Origin of the sequence: Arthrobacter sp. HY1533 (assembly GCF_027568515.1) — a bacterium.
Classification (GTDB): domain Bacteria; phylum Actinomycetota; class Actinomycetes; order Actinomycetales; family Micrococcaceae; genus Specibacter.
The window spans coordinates 438086-455438 of record NZ_JANKZF010000001.1; the positions used below are offsets into that span (position 1 = coordinate 438086).

Annotated in this window: 11 protein-coding genes; 6 read left to right on the forward strand and 5 right to left on the reverse strand. The window is 67.1% G+C overall.

What is annotated here, in order from left to right; genetic code table 11:
- Positions 1 to 2: 2 nt before the first annotated feature.
- The 3 genes from cydC to PCK14_RS02090 are packed head-to-tail and all read right to left on the reverse strand — an operon-like array spanning position 3 to position 6003.
- Positions 3 to 3320, reverse strand: coding sequence for a thiol reductant ABC exporter subunit CydC (gene cydC, locus PCK14_RS02080; protein ID WP_269936791.1), 3318 nt, complete (start codon positions 3318 to 3320; stop codon positions 3 to 5).
- Positions 3321 to 3327: 7 nt separating this feature from the next.
- Positions 3328 to 4362 carry a cytochrome d ubiquinol oxidase subunit II gene (cydB, locus tag PCK14_RS02085; RefSeq protein ID WP_269936792.1) on the reverse strand — a complete coding sequence of 345 codons (1035 nt, stop codon included), beginning with the start codon at positions 4360 to 4362 and terminating at the stop codon, positions 3328 to 3330.
- Positions 4363 to 4416: 54 nt separating this feature from the next.
- Complete coding sequence (locus PCK14_RS02090; RefSeq protein WP_269936793.1) at positions 4417 to 6003, reverse strand: cytochrome ubiquinol oxidase subunit I; 1587 nt, start codon at positions 6001 to 6003, stop codon at positions 4417 to 4419.
- 168 nt (positions 6004 to 6171) lie between these two features.
- Between PCK14_RS02090 and PCK14_RS02095 the strand changes: the two genes are divergently transcribed.
- The 3 genes from PCK14_RS02095 to PCK14_RS02105 all read left to right on the forward strand — a co-directional run bounded on the left by PCK14_RS02095 (position 6172) and on the right by PCK14_RS02105 (position 10083).
- Complete coding sequence (locus PCK14_RS02095; protein WP_269936794.1) at positions 6172 to 6549, forward strand: BlaI/MecI/CopY family transcriptional regulator; 378 nt, start codon at positions 6172 to 6174, stop codon at positions 6547 to 6549.
- Positions 6550 to 6635: 86 nt separating this feature from the next.
- Positions 6636 to 7589, forward strand: coding sequence for a M56 family metallopeptidase (locus PCK14_RS02100; protein WP_269936795.1), 954 nt, complete (start codon positions 6636 to 6638; stop codon positions 7587 to 7589).
- Between the two features lie 301 nt (positions 7590 to 7890).
- On the forward strand, positions 7891 to 10083 hold the full coding sequence (locus PCK14_RS02105) for an HNH endonuclease signature motif containing protein (RefSeq protein WP_269936796.1): 2193 nt from the start codon (positions 7891 to 7893) through the stop codon (positions 10081 to 10083).
- A gap of 49 nt (positions 10084 to 10132) precedes the next feature.
- Here PCK14_RS02105 and PCK14_RS02110 read toward each other — a convergent pair whose 3' ends face one another.
- Complete coding sequence (locus PCK14_RS02110; RefSeq protein WP_269936797.1) at positions 10133 to 12253, reverse strand: DNA gyrase/topoisomerase IV subunit B; 2121 nt, start codon at positions 12251 to 12253, stop codon at positions 10133 to 10135.
- 188 nt (positions 12254 to 12441) lie between these two features.
- Here PCK14_RS02110 and PCK14_RS02115 point away from each other — a divergent pair, with 188 nt between their 5' ends.
- The 3 genes from PCK14_RS02115 (at position 12442) to PCK14_RS02125 (ending at position 16055) form a co-directional block, all read left to right on the forward strand.
- Positions 12442 to 12663, forward strand: a complete 222-nt coding sequence (locus tag PCK14_RS02115) for a DUF7455 domain-containing protein (protein WP_269936798.1) — start codon at positions 12442 to 12444, stop codon at positions 12661 to 12663.
- 268 nt (positions 12664 to 12931) lie between these two features.
- Positions 12932 to 13129 (forward strand): hypothetical protein, encoded by a 198-nt coding sequence (locus PCK14_RS02120; RefSeq protein ID WP_269936799.1) that lies wholly within the window; start codon positions 12932 to 12934, stop codon positions 13127 to 13129.
- A gap of 58 nt (positions 13130 to 13187) precedes the next feature.
- On the forward strand, positions 13188 to 16055 hold the full coding sequence (locus PCK14_RS02125) for a helix-turn-helix transcriptional regulator (protein WP_269936800.1): 2868 nt from the start codon (positions 13188 to 13190) through the stop codon (positions 16053 to 16055).
- 72 nt (positions 16056 to 16127) lie between these two features.
- Here the strand turns inward: PCK14_RS02125 and PCK14_RS02130 are convergent, their stop codons facing one another.
- Positions 16128 to 17339, reverse strand: coding sequence for an RNA polymerase sigma factor (locus PCK14_RS02130; RefSeq protein ID WP_269936978.1), 1212 nt, complete (start codon positions 17337 to 17339; stop codon positions 16128 to 16130).
- Positions 17340 to 17353: the final 14 nt, after the last annotated feature.

Genomic DNA, 17353 nt, shown 5'->3' on the forward strand with positions numbered 1-17353 from the left:
GCCTAACTGTGCGCGGCCCGGGCTGCCTCCCGCCCGGCCCCCAGCGCAAGGTGGGTGTCGGCGGTGGCGGCCAGGCCGGCGTCGTGCGTCACGAGGACCACGGCGGCACCGGACAGGGCCCCGCGCAGCTCCGCCAGGAGTTCGGCCGACTCGTCCACGCCCAGGTGCGCCGTGGGCTCGTCGAGCAGCACGACGTCGGCTCCCGCCACGAGCGTGCGTGCCACCGACACTCGGGTGCGCTGACCGCCGGAGAGGTGGTGCCCGCCGGGGCCCAAGCGTGTGTCCAGGCCCGCGGGCAGCGACTCGAACCACGGCCCCAGGCCCACGGTGCCCAGTGACAGGGCCAGCTCGCCGTCAGTGGGGGCGCTGCCCGCCGGCTTGGCCAGGGCCAGGTTGGCGCGCAGCGTGGAGTTGAACAGGTATGCGTCCTGCGGGCACCAGGCGATGCGGCCCAGTGATTCGGCCGTGGCCGGCCGTTCGTTGAGCAGGTAGCTGCCGGCCTCGGGCTTCAGGAACCCCAGCAGCACGGCCAGCAGGGTGGACTTGCCGGAGCCGGAGGGGCCGCTGACGCGCCACCACCGCCCCCGTTCGGTGCCGCCGCTAATGCCCGTGAAAACGGCATCCCGTGTGTTGGGGTAGCGGGCGGCGATGTCCCTGACGGCAAGGGTTTCCACGGCTTCCGTGGCACCGGCCTCCTCCACTGCTGCCTGGACAGTTGCGGGTGCGTCAAGCAGGGGCAGGGTGCGGTTCATGAGCGTGGCCAGGGCCGGCAGGGCACTGACGGCCTCGATGTACTGTCCCAGGGGCTCGGCCAGGGCCAGCATGAGCAGTGCGGCCACGGCGGCCGCACGGGGGTCGACCCCGGAGGTGATGGCAACCAGTGCCGCGGCCACGGCGGCCAGGGATGTCAGCAACGTGACCGTGCCCTGGCCCAGGCCGTCGGCCCAGGCCAGCCGGCGCAGCGGCCTGGCAACGGCGGCGTCGGCCCGGCTGAACCGGGCGGCTTCCGCCGGGCCCACACCGTTGGCGGCGAGCTGGCCCGCGGCGGAAAACAAGGTGGTGGTGCGCCCGGCAAGCCAGACCCGGTGCACGGCGGCGGCGGCGGATGCCCGGCGCTGTGCCGCCAGCACCAAAACGGGCAGCAGGAGCAGGGCCAGGGCCCCGAGCAGAAGGACCACGCCGGCGGCCTCGGGCACCAGGAGCCAAACTGTCAGCAGCACAGCGCCGTAGGAAATGACGGCGGAAGGGATGGGGACCACGACGCGCGGCACGGCGTCGCGCAGCTCGTCGACATCGGCCACGAGGGTGCCCAACGCACCGCCGGAGCGGGTCAGCTTGCCCCAATGGACCACTGAGGAACCCAGCGAGTCCCAGAGCCGCAGGCGGAGATCGGCGGCCCAGCGGAACACGGCGTCGTGGGTGAGCAGCCGTTCCGAGTACCGCAAGAGGGAGCGGCCAATGCCGAAGGCCCGCACTCCAACAATCAGGGTCAGCAGGTACAGGATGGGCGGCTGCGCGGCGGCCCAGACAATGAGCCAGCCGGAGATGCCTGACAATGCCGCGGCGCTGAGGGTGGCCAGGGCCGAGACCAGCACGCCCGCGGCGAAGCGGGGTGAGCGCAGCGGCAGCCGGCGCAGGTGGCGCCAGTGGAAGCGGGCCGGCGGCGCCTCAACGGCTGCGGCGGGGCCCGCCACTGCGACGGCGGGTGACAGCTCTTCCTGCCCTGTCACGGCCGGGGCAGGCCCGCCTCGCAGCAGGCATACAAGCTGGGGATCGTGGCTTGCCACGGCAACGGCAACGCTCCCCCGCAGGGATGCCACCGCCTTGCGGACGGCCTGGGCAGAGACGGGGTCCAGGTGGGCAGTGGGCTCATCCAGGAGCGCCAGCTCCACGCCGGGATCCACGGCAATCCGGGCCAGGGCACGGGCAACGGCCACGCGGCGCAGTTCGCCGGGGCTGCAGTCCACCACGTTCCGGTCCGCCAGGTGTGCTGCGTTGACCGCGGCAAGGGCATCCCGAACGGTGCCGGCCCCCAGCTCCAATTGTTGGGGCCCGGCGGCGTAGAGCGCCAACTCCGCCGTGACGGTTTCCTCGGTGAAGGCGGGGTGCTGGGACACGTAGACCACGGCGTCCGGGTTGCGCACGGCCAGCTGTCCCGAAACCGTGGCGGCGCCGGGGCCAGACGCGGGCAGGATGCCGGCCATGGCCGCGAGCAGTGTGGACTTGCCTGTGCCGCTGGGTGTTGCGAGCACCAGCACGCCGCCGGGGGCCAGCTTGGCCGTGAACCCCGAGACGGCCGCCCCGCCGCGCCCCGGGTAGCTGACGCCGAAGTCGCGGGCCTCCATGACGGTGCCCGGTGCGGGCGCCGCCATGGGCCGGGAGGGGGTTTCGGCGTCGAGAATTTCGGTGGCGCGGCGCAGGGCCTCCACGCCGTCCTCGCTGCCGTGGTGCGCGGCGCCGAGGTCGCGCAGGGGGCGGAAGCATTCGGGGGCCAGCATGAGTGCCAGCAGCCCGGCCTCCAGCGGCATCTCGCCGGCCACGAGGCGCACGCCAATGAACACGGCCACCACAGCCACCGAGATGGTGCTGATGAGCTCCAGGGCCATGGAAGACAGGAACGCGGTGCGCAGGGTGGCCATGGTGGACTTGCGGTAGGCCTCGCAGACATCTGCCAGGGCCTTGCGCTGTGCCGTGGCGCGGCGCAGGCCCACCAGGACCGGCAGGCCGCGGGCCAGTTCCAGCAGGTGGTTGGAGAGCCGGTCCAGGCCGGCGGCGGCCGCCTCGACCCGCTCCTGGGTATGGAAGCCAATGAGGATCATGAAGACGGGCACGAGTGGCAGCGTGAGCGCCACAATCAGGGCGCTGACCCAGTCGGACATCAGAATTTGGATCCCCAGCAGCAGCGGCAGCACGGCGCAGCTGACAAGGGCCGGAAGGTAGGCGCTGAAGTAGTTGTCCAGCCCGTCGAGCCCGCGGCTGGCGAGCATGCCCTCGGCACCCACGGCACCGCCCTGCCCGGCGTTGCGCCGGTCCAGGCGGTGCGCCACGAGCCTGGCCCGCAGTTCCTCCTTCGCGCCGAGGGCCGCGCGCCGGGCCAGGATCGACTGGCCCCACACGGCACCGGCAAGCAGGACAGCGCCCACACTCCCCTGCACCAGCAGCTTGGCGGTGTCCAACTCCTGGCCGCCGGCCCATTGGGCCACGGCGTGGGCCAGTGCGCCCAGCCAAAGGACCAGGCCCACGGCCTTGAGTGCGGCCAGCCCGCCCAGGCCGGCAAGTGCCAGCCGGGTGGAGCGTCCGGGAGGAAGTGTGGGTCGCATGCCCATGTTAGGAGGCACCTCCAACGGCCGGCGCGAAGTCGATCGGTGCCGGCAGGCTCTTCACGGAGATGCGCTTGCGGAACACCCAGTAGGTCCAGGCCTGGTAGGCCAGCACCAGGGGCACGCCCACGGCGGCCACCACCGACATCAGGCCCAGCGTGTAGCTGGAGGAGGAGGCGTTTTCAACTGTCAGGTTCCACAGCGGGTTCAGGGTTGACGGCAGCACCACGGGGTAGACGGCGCTGAAGATGGCGGCGGCACCGGCCAGCAGGAACGTGCCCATGGCCAGGAAGCTGAAGCCCTCCCGGTTGGCGCGGTTGGCAATCCAGGAAGCAACGGCGGCGGCAACAGCCACGGCGATCAGGATCCAGCTGAACCACTTGCCGTTTTCCAGGGCCACGGCAACGGCCCAGACGGCCATGGGGGCCAGGCCCAGGGGCATCCAGCGCCCCACCAGGCGGCGGGCGCGGTGGCGGATCTCGCCGTCGGTCTTCAGGGCAACGAACGCTGCGGCGTGGATGAGGGCGAAGCCCACCACGGCGAGCCCGCCAATCACGGCGTACCAGGTGAACCACGCGAAGGGCCCGCCCACGCGGTCGCCGTTCTCGTTCAGCGGCAGGCCGGTGGTGGTCAGGGCCAGCATGGCGCCGATGCCGAAGGCGGCAACCAGGGAGCCCAGGGAGATGGCCCAGTCCCAAGTCTTGCGCCATGTGTCGGAGTGGACCTTGCCGCGGTATTCAAAGGCCACGGCGCGGAAGATCAGGCCCAGCAGCACAAAGACCAGCGGGATGTAGAGGGCGGAGAACAGTGAGGCATACCAGAACGGGAACGCGGCAAAGGTGGCGCCGCCGGCGGTGAGCAGCCAGACCTCGTTGCCGTCCCAGACCGGGCCAACGGTGTTCAGCAGCACGCGGCGTTCCTTTTCGCCGCGGGCGAAGGTCTTCATGAGCATGCCGACGCCCAGGTCGAAGCCTTCCAGGAAGAGGTAGCCGATCCACAGCACGGCAATGAGAATGAACCACAGGGTGGGGAGGAAATCCATCAGTAATCCTTGGGGGTTGTCGGCGGCGTGGGGCCAATTTGTGCGGGGCTGGGGCTAGTAGGCAAACGCAAGCACATCGTCGCCGCCTTCCCCGCCCGGGCCGTGGCCGCCGTCGTCCTTCTTCTTGGTCGCATCCAACTCCGGCATGGCCGAGACCACCCCGCCGCGGATGTACTTGGTCAGCAGGACCACTTCCACCACCAGGAGCACGGCGTAAACCGTGGTCAGGGCCACGAGCGAGAAGATGACCTCGCCGGCGGAGACCCCGGGCGAGACCGCGGCCGCGGTGAACATGAACACCTGGTCGATGCCTGTCATGACGGGGTTGGGGGCCACAACAAAGGGCTGGCGTCCCATTTCGGTGAAGATCCAGCCGGCGGCGTTGGCGCCGAAGGGGGCCAGGATGCCAATCAGGGCCAGGCGCATGAGCCCCTTGGACTGCGGCACGGTGCCCTTGCGGGCCAGCCACAGGGCAACGGCCGCCGCGGCAGCTGCGAGCCCGCCGAAGCCGATCATCATGCGGAAGCCCCAGTAGGTCACGGCCATGATGGGCACGTAGTTGATTTCCTGCCCGGCACGGGAACCGTACATGGGGTCATCCGGGATGTGGGTGCCGTAGCGTTCCTGGTACTCGGGGACCAGGGTGTTGACGCCGCGCACTTCGGTGGTGAAGTCGCCATTGGCAAGGAAGGAGAGCAGGCCGGGGATTTCCATGACGGCCACGACGTCGGAGCAGTCGCGGCTGCCGACGTCGCCAATGGAGAGGACGGAGAAGCCGGTGCCGTCGTGGCAGGCGGCCTCAGCGGCGGCCATCTTCATGGGCTGCTGTTCGAACATCAGCTTGGCCTGGACGTCTCCGGAGATGGCAGTTCCGGCGAAGGCGATCATGGCCACCACGGCGCCCAGGCGCAGCGACTTGATCCAGACGGAGTGGTCTTTCTTGTCGCGGCCCGGAATGGTGGCGGATTCGCCCACGATGACGCGGCCGTCGGCGTCCACGGTGTCAATGCCGTCCTTGCGGCGGCGCCACAGCTGGTACCAGGAAATGCCGAGCAGGAAGCCGCCGGCCACGGCCAGGGCGCCGGTGATGGTGTGGAAGAACGCCACGATGGCCGTGTTGTTGGTGAAGACGGCCCAGGCGTCCACCATGACGGGGCGTCCGTCGATCATTTCAACACCCACGGGGTGCTGCATCCAGGAGTTGGCCACGAGGATGAAGTAGGCGGAGACAATGGAGCCGGCCACGGCAATCCACAGGCAGGCCAGGTGGATCCTTGGCGGCAGCTTCTTCCAGCCGAAGATCCACAGGCCAAGGAACGTCGATTCGACGAAGAAGGCCAGCAGGGCCTCCATGGCCAGCGGGGCGCCGAAGACGTCGCCCACAAAGCGGCTGTACTCGCTCCAGGCCATGCCGAACTGGAATTCCTGCACGATGCCCGTGGCCACACCCATGATGAAGTTGATCAGGAAGAGCTTGCCCCAAAACTTGGTCATGCGCAGGTACGCCTCGTTGCCGGTCTTGTGCCAGCGCGTCTGCAGGATGGCCACGAGTGTGCCCAATCCGATGGTGAGCGGCACCATCATGAAGTGGTACACCGTCACAATCCCGAATTGCCACCGCGCTATGTCAAGAGCGTCCACTATTCTTCCCCTCATCCGTAAGATGCAGAATCAAAACAAACTTCTACATTATGTAGAAATACCAGTTCTACCCCGCGTAGAACTTTGCTGTCAAAACCTGTAGAGTTGGGCCATGGGGTACATGTTGTATGTGCCACAGTATTTGGACGCTGTGACTTAAGGAAGTAAATGGCAACACTTGGAGACCTCGAAAGGGCCGTCATGGACCTCTTGTGGGAGCATCAGGAAGCCATCACGGCCAATGTGCTGCGGGACCTTCTTTCGCAGCGACCCTCCGGCGACGATGACGCCACCGAGTCCCGCCCCCTGGCGGTCACCACGGTGCTTACAGTGCTCTCGCGCCTGGAAAAGAAGGGGCTTGTGGAGCGGGAACGTTCATCACGCCCGCACCGCTACCGCGCAGTGACGTCCCGCGAGGACCACACGGCGGAGCTCATGCTTGAGGTGCTGGGCTCGGCCCCGGACCGCGAAGCCGTGCTGGCCCGCTTCATTGGCACTGTCAGTGCCGGCGAGGCGGAAACGCTGCGGAAGCTTCTGGGCCGCTGACGCCCGGTCCCGGATGGGCCCTCCCGGCAGTTTTTGGGCGGGCCCATCCGGCATCCCGCCCCGCCGTGTCGGGGTAGGTTTAAGTCATGTTCTGGACCTCCTGGTTCCTTGCTGTGCTGGCGGTTGTGCTGGCGTGGCCGGTTCCCGTTTTTCTCTCCCGTGCGGCCTGGCCTGCCCGGGCGCCTTTTGCTGCCATGGTGCTGTGGCAGTCCATAGCCCTGGCCGGTGGGCTCTCCATGATTGGCGCCATGCTCTGCTATGGGCTGGTGCCGCTGGGCGACAGCCTGGCCAGCGGCCTGCGCGGGCTTGTCCGGGTCTTCCTGGGGCTCGAATCGCTGGACACGCTTGGGTTCCTGCACGCCTTTGCCCTCAGCGCCGCGGCCCTGCTCACCGCCCACCTCGTGTTCACGCTGTGGCTGACGTACTTCCGCATCCACCGCCAGCGCAGCCGCCACCGCGACATGCTGCACCTGCTCAGCTCCCCCTCCAGCGACCGGCCCGACACCCTTGTCATCAGCCACCAGGCCCCAGTTGCCTACTGCCTGCCCGGGGGCTCGCGGTCAGTGACGGTGCTGTCCGAAGGTCTCCTGGAGCTGCTCTCCCCCGCGGAACTGCACGCGGTCCTGCTGCATGAGGAAACCCACCTGACGCAGCGCCACCACCTGCTGCTGTGGGCCTTTGCCGCCTGGCGTTCGGCGCTGCCGTGGCTGCCCACCTCGAAGCTGGCCCAGCAATCCGTATCGTCCCTGATTGAGATAATGGCCGACGACGTCGCCCTGCGTTCCGTGGGCAAGTCCACCCTGGTCACGGCCATCGCGCTCGTGGCCAGCGGGGCTGCGCAGCTGCCGGCCGACAAGCTGGTGGGCGGCGACTCCGCTGCGCAAATCGACACCCCGGCCACCACCTCGGCACGGCTTGCCCGGCTGCTGGCCCCCTCCCCCGCACTGTCCCGTGGCATGCAGGCGCTGATTGTGATCGCAGCCGTGCTGCTCCTGGCCATCCCCACAGCACTGCTGCTGGTGCCGGGCATCCTGCACTAGGGGCGCCTGCCCGTCGAGCCTCTCGAGGCCACTACCGACGCCGCATCACTTGATGCTGGTTTTTTGCCAACGCCGCATCACCTTTGACATGAAATCGGGTGTCTCTGCTGCATTCACTTCGAAGCCGGAAGCCTCGGTGGGCGATCCAGTGCGCGGTGGTCGAGCTTGTCGAGATCCCGGCGCACCCCGGTGGTCGAGCCTGTCGAGACCCTGGTGCAGCCTGGCGTTGGGATGGGAAAATATGTCCGATAACTTCTCCACACCCATGTCACTACTAGTGAATTTGATCTATAATTGATGCATGGGCGGTTCGGTGAATTTCCCGGCTGATCGGGAGGGTTCCTCCACCACAGGTGCTGTGGCGGACCTGCTGGATGCCTTCATCTTTCCCACCATCATTCCTCTGGCCACCGACATCGCGGCTCTGGAGGGTTTGTCCGATTATCCGGAGCCACTGCTCTCCGGTCACCCGGACAACGAGGCCCCGGATTCCCGTCTGGGCGGAATTCGGGCCCTGCGGGACAGCACCACGACGGCCTTGGCTGCGATGCACCGACACAAGAACCAGGGCGCTGCCCTCACCGCGGTGTTGGTGGAACGAATGCTCTCCGCGGCCTTGGCCGAAGCCACCGTGTTGGAGTTGGATCCGTGGCAGCGCGAAACGTCCCGGGCCGGGGTGCGGGCCGAGATCGCCGCGCTGTTTAACATCACCGAGGGCTACGCCGGGGCCCTGATGATGGATGCAGCCACCCTGGTCAGGCAGCTGCCCGCGACCATGGCGCAGCTCTCTGCCGGGGTGTTGGGGTGGGAGCATGCGGTCATCATCGCCGAAGAAACCAGCCTGCTCCGCCAAGACCGCCTACCCCAGGACACCATTGATGCTTTCGAGGGAGTGTTGTTGGGGAAGGCGGAGCATGCCACGCTGCACGGTTTCCGGGAGAAGGCCCGCCGCGCGCGGGAACGGGCCTACCCGGAGACCCTGGTCCCCAAGACCCGGCAGGCGTATGAGCGCCGACAGCTGGGGATCAGCAGGTCCCGGGACGGGATGGCCTGGCTCAACCTCTACGGCCCCTCCCCAACCATCGAGGCGATCTGGACCCAATGCACCGCCACCGCCCAGGCGGCCCAAGGCCCCCACGAAGACCGCACCCTCACACAACTAAGGGCCGACATCGCCGCCGCCCTCCTCCTCTGCCAAACCCTGGACGCCAACAACATCCACGCCCCTGCACCTATCAACGAGGACACCAGCCCGGAACACCCAGCGGAACCAGGCGGCGCCGGCGGGCAGGGCGCCTGGTTTACCACCCTGGCCGACACCGGACCGGATCCCTGCCAGGGCGGGGCGTTCCCGGACCCCGACCGCCTCGGCCCACACTTCCACTCCTGGCAACTGCCCGTCTTTGACGACCCCGACTACCAGGACCCGGCCTTGAGGGAGCCGGACCCGCGGAACCAGCCCGACTGGCCAGTGCCCGGACAGCCACCACACCTCACACCCACCAGCGACAACCCCGCCAATACCAGCGGTGCCGGCGGCAATGGCGCAGCCGGGCCCGAAAGCAGTCAGAACGGGAGCGGTGTGTCCGGACGTGGTGGTGGGGTGTGGCCTCCACTCCCACAGGTCACCCCCGTGTTGTTGGTGCCGGCGTTGTCGCTGCTCGGGCTCACGGACGAGCCGGCCTGGATGCCAGGGGCAGGACCGATCAGCATCGAGGTGGCGAAGTACCTCACCGCGAACGCACCGAGTTTCTACCGGGTCCTGGTGGATCCGATCAGCAACCAACCCCTGGATGCCGCCCCCGATGTCCACCGGGTCACGAAGGCCATGCAGATCAGGCTGCTGATGAGGGACGAGTACTGCGTGTTCCCGGGCTGCAACGCCAGGGCGGTGAACTGCGAAACCGACCACCTCCAAGCCTTTAGCACCGGCGGACCCACCACCTACGCCAACCTCGAGAGCCTGTGCAGGCTGCATCACCGGCTCAAGCACCACAAAGACGACAGAACCCGCAACGGCCACGTGCGCACCGAGCAGTCCTTTGAACGGCAATCCGTCCACCCCCGCGCCTGGAGTCCCCGCAAGACCCCGGAGGGCATCGAGTGGACCAGCCCCACCGGCCACCAACACCCACCCGAGCCGCAGGACACCCAGCCGCCGGTCTACAACGAAACCCTCAAAACCCTCATCGATGCCACCCTGAAGGCACTCCAACAACGCCAGGAGTCCGGGAACGACGAGGACGGCACGGGCGCCTACGACCTCACCGCACCGCCCTGGGAATACCGCCCCGACGAAAATGACGGTGGCCCCGAAGCCCACCCCGACTGGATCGACGAAGACGACATGGACCCCCAGGATCCCCGCTGGGAAAGCTACTTCTGGGATCCCGACAACCTCCCCGAGCCACCGGCCCAAAGCGAGGAAGAAGTGGAAATCCTGGACCGCATGTCCATCGAAGACTACCTACGCCGCCACCCCAACGCCGCCTGAGAGGAGCAGCCCGATGGAAGCAATTTCCCGGAACTCGGCGCACATGCCGTCAGGCGTCGATGCGGTCCTGGTCCAGGTGCTCGCTGCCCGCCACGATGAATTCCTTGCGCGGGGCCACCTCGGATCCCATAAGCAGCTCGAAGGTGTGCTCGGCACGGTCGGCGTCGGCACTCGTTACCCGTCGCAGCATGCGGTGGCGCGGGTCCATGGTGGTTTCGGCCAGCTGGTCGGCATCCATTTCACCCAGACCCTTGTAGCGCTGGATGGGCTGCTTGTAGCTCTTGCCAGCCTTCTCCAGCTTGGCCAGCAGCGTGTGCAGCTCCCGCTCCGAGTAGGTGTAAACCATCTCATTGGCTTTGGAGCCGTGGTTGACCACCTCCACCCGGTGCAGCGGCGGAACGGCCGCGAACACCCGGCCGGCGTCGATCATGGGACGCATGTATCGGAAGAACAACGTGAGCAGCAGTGTTCGGATGTGCGCGCCGTCGACGTCGGCGTCCGTCATCAAGATCACCTTGCCGTAGCGTGCAGCCTCCAGGTCGAAGCTGCGCCCGGATCCGGCACCCACCACCTGGATGAGAGCGGCGCATTCGGCGTTGGCCAGCATGTCCCCCACCGAGGCCTTCTGCACATTCAGGATCTTGCCGCGGATGGGCAGCAGGGCCTGGAAGTCGGAGGACCGGGCCAGCTTGGCCGTGCCGAGGGCGCTGTCACCCTCCACGATGAACAGTTCACTCTTGGCCACGTCGGTGCTGCGGCAGTCGGCCAGCTTGGTGGGCAACGAGGAAGATTCCAGGGCGTTCTTGCGCCGCTGGGTTTCCTTGTGCACCCGGGCAGAGATGCGGGACTTCATCTCGGATACGACTTTTTCAAGCAATTGCGCGGACTGCGCCTTGTCCGCACGCTGGGTGGACTCAAGGCGCGCCTTCAACTCGCGCTCCACCACCTTGGCCACGATGTTCTTCACGGCCGGGGTGCCCAGGATTTCCTTGGTCTGGCCCTCGAACTGCGGCTCGGCCAACCGGACGGTGAGCACGGCCGTCATGCCGGCCATGACGTCGTCTTTTTCAATCTTGTCGTTGCCGGCCTTGAGCTTGCGCGCGTTGGCCTCAATGACCTTGCGGAACGTCTTCAGCAGGGCAGCCTCAAAGCCTTCCTGGTGCCTTCCGCCCTTGGGGGTGGCGATGATGTTGACGAAGCTGCGCATGGTGGTGTCGTAGCCAACACCCCAGCGCAGGGCAATGTCCACCTCGCAGTCGCGGTCCACGGCCGTGCTTTCCAGGTGCCCTTCGGCGTTGAGCACGGGCACAGTTTCGGTGAAGGAGCCGTGTCCCTGCAGCCGCCAAATATCGGTCACGGCCCCGCCGACGGAAAGGAAGTCAACAAATTCGGAGATGCCGCCGTCGTGGTGGAATGTCTCCTCGTGGGTGGCGAATTCGCCGGGCGTGCCGGGCACCCGGCGCTCATCGATGACGCGGATCTTCAGGCCGGGCACCAGAAAGGACGTCTGGCGGGCGCGCGCCACGAGCTCGTCATAGGAGAACTTGGCGTCAGCCGTGAAGATCTGACGGTCGGCCCAATACCGGATCCGGGTGCCGGTCACGCCGCGCTTTGTGGTGCCGACAATGTCCAGGCTGGACTTGTCGGTGAACGGGTCAAAGGCCACATCGGGGCTGAGCGTGCGGCCCACGTCCTTGAAGTGGCCGGGCTCGCCGCGGCGGAAGCTCATTTGGTAGGTCTTGCCGCCCCTGTCCACCTGGGCGTCCATGCGGGCCGAGAGCGCGTTGACCACGCTGGCGCCCACACCGTGCAGGCCACCGGAGGCGGCATAGGAGCTGCCGCCAAACTTGCCTCCGGCATGCAGCTTGGTCAACACCACCTCGAGGCCGGTCAGGCCTGTCTTGGGTTCAACGTCCACGGGGATGCCGCGGCCGTCGTCGTGCACTTCAACGGAGGTGTCCTTGTGCAGGATGACCGTGATGTTTTGGCCGTAACCGGCCAGCGCCTCGTCAACGGAGTTGTCAATGATCTCCCACAGGCAGTGCATCAGGCCACGCGAGTCGGTGGATCCGATGTACATGCCCGGGCGCTTCCGGACCGCCTCCAGTCCTTCAAGGACGGAGAGGTGGCGTGCACTGTAATCGGAACTCTGGCGTGCCACGGTGGACATGCTCCTTCGGGGTTGGTGGGCCATTCACTATCAAGGTTAAGGGGTAGCCCTGACATTTTCTGCCAGATCCGGCGCGCCCCGCCCCGGCAGCCTCCGGATACGCGGTTAGCGAAAGTCGGCCCCTGCATGGAAGGAACGGGGCCCCGGGATGGTTGTATGAAGTACAGGAACTTTTGAAGGAGGCCATCATGACCACCAGCGTCATCAGCACACAGCTGACAACCATTGACCGCTGCGACCGTTGCGGCGCACAGGCTTACGTGCGGGTAGTTTTGGAGTCCTCCGGCGGCGAACTGCTTTTCTGCGGCCACCACGCCCGGGCAGTGGAAGCCACCCTGAAGCCGATGGCTTCGGAATGGCTCGACGAGACCGGCCGGCTGCACGAGAAGGCTCCCGTTTCAGTCGACTGACACCAGAAATGGCCCGGCGCGCAACTCGCGCACCGGCATGCACCACGCAAGAGGGTCCCGGGCAACCGGGGCCCTCTTGTGCGTCCGGGCCATGTTCGACGGCGCGGGGCCTCCTTTCGCCGGCCTAAGGCCTCCGGTGTGCCTTAGTGGACCCCGACAGGGCAAAGATAGGGCATCCTCCCCATGTTCGCAGTGCCCTGTTTCGGAAGAATTGAGTCATCACGAAGGGTCCGCCACCGCAAGGAACCTTCTCTAACAAAGGGTGACCATGTCCGACTTCGTGGCTTTGTTGATGAACCAGCAGAACGAACACCAGCTGCAGATTTCCCTGGAACGCCGCAGGCTGCAGCGCGAAGCAGCAGCGTCAACGGCACCTACTGGACGCCCGTCGGGGCGCCTGCGCGGTTACTGGGTCCGCATGACCCAGCCGGCCCAGCCGATTGGCCGCAGCGCCCGTGCCCACTAGCAGCCCAAGTGTCTCCTCCCAGCTGACCCGGACGGCTGGACCGTGGCAGGATTGGGTTATGCAGATGACTCCCGCCAGCGCGCAAATGATCGGCCGGGAAGCAGAGATGCAGGCCCTTCTGGCCTCCTTCGCGGACGCCGCCGACAGCAAGCCCCAGGCGGTCATCGTCGGCGGCGAGGCTGGGCTGGGCAAGACCCGGTTGCTGGATGAATTCCTGGCCGGCATTTCCGGCCAGGCCCGGATCGTCACGGGCCAGTGCGTGGACCTTGGCACGCTCGCGCCGCCCTATGCACCGCTGACTGGTGTGTTGCGCTCGCTCGCTGCGCAGATTGGGCTCGACACCGTGCTGGAGTATGCCGGACCAGGCCGTGACGCGCTTGCGCTGCTGCTGCCCGAGGCCGCCGTGGAACTCGAGGGCCTCCCCACCGCAAACAGGGTTCTGGAGGCTGTCAGCACGGTCTTTGAGCGGGCCAGCGCCACTCAGCCGGCCGTCGTCGTGATTGAGGACCTGCACTGGGCCGACGACGCCACCCTGACGGTCCTTCGCTTCATCCTGCGGGCCTTCAACGGCGGGCAGTTCCTGCTGGTCATGAGCTACCGCAGCGACGACATTCACAGGGGGCACCCGCTGCGGGACTTCCTGGCCGAGTCCGAACGCGGCCGCTATGCCAAGTCCATCCGGCTTGAGCGGCTGACCAAGGACCAAGTGCGCGCCCAGGTCGAGGCCATCACAGGCCAGGGCGCAGAGTACGAAGTCGTGGAGAGCGTTTTTGCGCGCAGCGAAGGAATACCGTTCTTCGTCGAGGAGTTGCTGGGGCTCGGTGACTGCAATGTGGCCGGCGACCTTCCAGCCACGCTGACGGAGCTGCTCCTGGCCCGGTATGAGCGCATGGCGGAACCGGTCCAGTACTTCCTGCGGGTTCTCGCCGCCGGCGGGGTATGTGTGCCGCACACCCAGGCACTGGCGGCCTATGACCGCTCCGTTGAGGAATTCGAATCCTCCGCCCGGGCGGCCCTTGGCGCCAACTTGCTCTTGCTGGACGGGCGTTCCTACGCCTTCCGCCATGCCCTGGTGCGCGAGGCCATCCACGCCGACCTGCTGCCCGGGGAACGCACGCGCTTCCACACGCGGTACGCGCAGGCACTTGAATCGGCGGGCCCAGGACAGCTCAATGCGGTTGAAATTGCCTACCATTGGCACGCCGCCAGCGCCCAGCAGAAAACGTTCAAGGCATCCATTGCCGCCGTGGCCGAGGCTGAGCGCAGCTACGCGTATTCGACGGCGGCCCGCATGGGCGAGCGTGCCTTGGAACTCTGGGACCGGGTCGAGGATGCGCAGGAGTTGGCCGGCATGACGCGTCATGCGCTGATGGCCCGGACGGCCTGGGCGCACAACCAGGCCGGGGACGGTGAACGGTCCATTGCAGTCATCCGGCTGGCGGCCGCAGAGCCAGGCGTCGAAGGTCCAGAGCTGGCCCGGCTGCTGGCCGACCAGGCCCGCTACCTGGGCTTCAACGCCCAGCGGGGCTCGGCCGAGTTGCTGCTGCGGGCACTGGAACTGACTCCCCGCGGCAGCGACGACATGTTGCGGGCAGCGCTGCTGAACCACCTCGCAGCCCGGTACATGCTCCAGGCGCGACTCGCCGAAGCCATGGCTGTGGCCACCGAGGCCCTGGAACTGTCCACTGCCACAGGGCACCGCAGCGAACAGTCCGTTGCCTTGAACCTGCGCGGAAGCTCGCGCGCCATGGCCGGGGACATTGCCGGTTGGCGCGCGGACCTCACGGCATCCAAGGAACTGGCACAGGGCAACACCGATGCCATGCTGCGGTTCCGGGTCAACTACTCAGACACCCTGTACCTGCTGGGCCTCTACGACGAGTCGATCAGCATTGCCCAGGAGGGGATAGAGCAGGCGCGCAAACTGGGTGTGGAACGGACCACGGGCGCCATCCTGTCCTCGAACGCGGTGGAGCCCCTCTTTGCCAAGGGCGACTGGGAGAAAGCCAGCGCGCTCCTGGCCCGCAACTTGACCTTGTCCCCGCCAAGCTCCTTTCACGGCTACCTGCTGCGCTCCAAGATCTGGTCCACGCTTTGGGGCGGCAACAGCGCCGCGGCCGAGCAGCTGTTTCGCCAGTGGCAGCCGCTGCTGCGCGAACTTGCACAGGTGGAGGTCCAGTCAAGCCTGCCCCTGGCCATGCTTGCCGCGGAGCTGGCGTGGATGCGTGGGGACCTTGACACCGCGTGGCGGGAGGCGACGGTTTTGACCAGCCAGGACTTCCGCTCGCTGCCCGGCCATGACCTGCCGCTGCTGGCTGTCGCGGCCAGGGTGTTGGCTGCCCGGCGGGCCGCCGGGGCGGATCCCGAAACCGCGACTGAGCTGCAAATGCGGGCCATTCTGGCGCGGGATGATTTTTGGCCGACCCACCCGGCGTGGGCAGCCTTGTTCGAGGCGGAACTTGGCGGCGAAGGTGGCACGGGGACCGATCCGGATGCCTGGCACGTTGCCGTGCAACGAAGCGGGGCCCTGCCCGCCCACCTGCGCGGCTATGTTTCATTCCGGCTGGGCCAGGCGGAGCACGCGGCGGGCAACAGGCCCGGGGCCGTGGCGGCGTTGCTGGCCGCACGGGATGGCGCGGACAAGCTGGGCGCCGGGCTTGTTGTGGCGCTGGTGCGGGACTTCGCGGGCAGGACCGGGCTGAGCCTCACTGGCCCCAGCCTCCGCCCCAACACCATGGAGCTGACGGCACGCGAGTCGCAGGTTCTGGGCCTGGTCGCCGATGGCCTGAGCAACAAGGAGATTGGCACGCAACTGTTCATCAGCGCCAAGACCGTCAGCGTCCACGTCTCGGCCATCATGCGCAAGCTCGACGCCGGAAGCCGCACCGAGGCCGCCAAGCACGCCAGGGCCACCAGCGGGCTGTAGCCGCCTCAGCCCGGCGCGTTTGGACAACAAAAAGCGGGCCCCAACAAAAGTTGGGGCCCGCTTCCCTTGTGCCTAGTCCAGGTAGTCGCGCAGGACCTGTGAGCGCGAGGGGTGGCGCAGCTTGGACATGGTCTTGGATTCGATCTGGCGGATGCGCTCACGCGTAACGCCGTAGACCTTGCCAATTTCGTCTAAAGTCTTCGGCTGGCCGTCGGTCAGGCCGAAGCGCATGGCAACCACGCCTGCTTCACGCTCGGACAGCGTGTCCAGGACGGAGTGGAGCTGCTCCTGCAGCAGGGTGAAGGAGACGGCGTCGGCGGGGACAACTGCCTCGGAGTCCTCGATCAGGTCACCGAATTCGGAGTCGCCGTCCTCACCCAGGGGGGTGTGGAGCGAGATGGGCTCGCGGCCGTACTTCTGGACCTCAACGACCTTTTCCGGGGTCATGTCCAATTCCTTGGCCAGTTCTTCCGGTGTTGGTTCGCGGCCCAGGTCCTGGAGCATCTGGCGCTGGACGCGGGCCAGCTTGTTGATGACTTCCACCATGTGCACGGGGATGCGGATGGTGCGGGCCTGGTCTGCCATGGCGCGGGTGATGGCCTGGCGGATCCACCACGTTGCGTAGGTGGAGAACTTGAAGCCCTTGGTGTAGTCGAACTTCTCGACGGCGCGGATCAGGCCCAGGTTGCCTTCCTGGATGAGGTCCAGGAACAGCATGCCGCGGCCGGTGTAGCGCTTGGCCAGTGAGACCACAAGGCGCAGGTTGGCCTCGAGCAGGTGGTTCTTGGCGATCTTGCCGTCGTGGACAATGCGCTCGAGGTCGCGCTTGAGCTGCGGTTCCATGGAGGCAGCCGAGGTTTCAAGCTTCTCGTGGGCGAACAGGCCGGCCTCGATGCGGAGCGCCAGGTCGACTTCCTGCTCGGCGTTGAGCAGGGCGACCTTGCCGATCTGCTTCAGGTAGTCCTTGACGGGGTCGGCGGTGGCACCGGCGGACATGACCTGCTGGACGGGGGCGTCGTCGTCGTCGGAGTCCGAGTAGACAAATCCGGTGCCGGTGGCCACGGGGACCTCGGCGGCGGGCTCCTCGTGGTCTTCTTCCACGACGGCGTTCTCACCGGTGGGCTCGTCCTCGGCGGGGGCAGCCTTGCCGCGCTTGGCGGCGGGCTTCTTGGCAACGGGTGCAACCTCGCCGGCTGCTGCGGCAGCCTTCTTCGCGGCTATTGTCGCGGCACGCTTCTGTGCGGTCGTCAGAGGCACGGTGGCATCCAATGCGGGATCCTCAATCTCCTTGGACGTGG

Excerpts from the sequence above, each read along its gene's own strand:
- PCK14_RS02120 (WP_269936799.1), top strand. The coding sequence starts at position 12,932 with ATGTCCGACTTCGTGGCTTTGTTGATGAACCAGCAGAACGAACACCAG.
- PCK14_RS02115 (WP_269936798.1), top strand. The coding sequence starts at position 12,442 with ATGACCACCAGCGTCATCAGCACACAGCTGACAACCATTGACCGCTGC.
- PCK14_RS02105 (WP_269936796.1), top strand. The coding sequence starts at position 7,891 with ATGGGCGGTTCGGTGAATTTCCCGGCTGATCGGGAGGGTTCCTCCACC.
- cydC (WP_269936791.1), bottom strand. The coding sequence starts at position 3,320 with ATGCGACCCACACTTCCTCCCGGACGCTCCACCCGGCTGGCACTTGCC.
- PCK14_RS02100 (WP_269936795.1), top strand. The coding sequence starts at position 6,636 with ATGTTCTGGACCTCCTGGTTCCTTGCTGTGCTGGCGGTTGTGCTGGCG.
- cydB (WP_269936792.1), bottom strand. The coding sequence starts at position 4,362 with ATGGATTTCCTCCCCACCCTGTGGTTCATTCTCATTGCCGTGCTGTGG.
- PCK14_RS02095 (WP_269936794.1), top strand. The coding sequence starts at position 6,172 with ATGGCAACACTTGGAGACCTCGAAAGGGCCGTCATGGACCTCTTGTGG.
- PCK14_RS02110 (WP_269936797.1), bottom strand. The coding sequence starts at position 12,253 with ATGTCCACCGTGGCACGCCAGAGTTCCGATTACAGTGCACGCCACCTC.
- PCK14_RS02125 (WP_269936800.1), top strand. The coding sequence starts at position 13,188 with ATGCAGATGACTCCCGCCAGCGCGCAAATGATCGGCCGGGAAGCAGAG.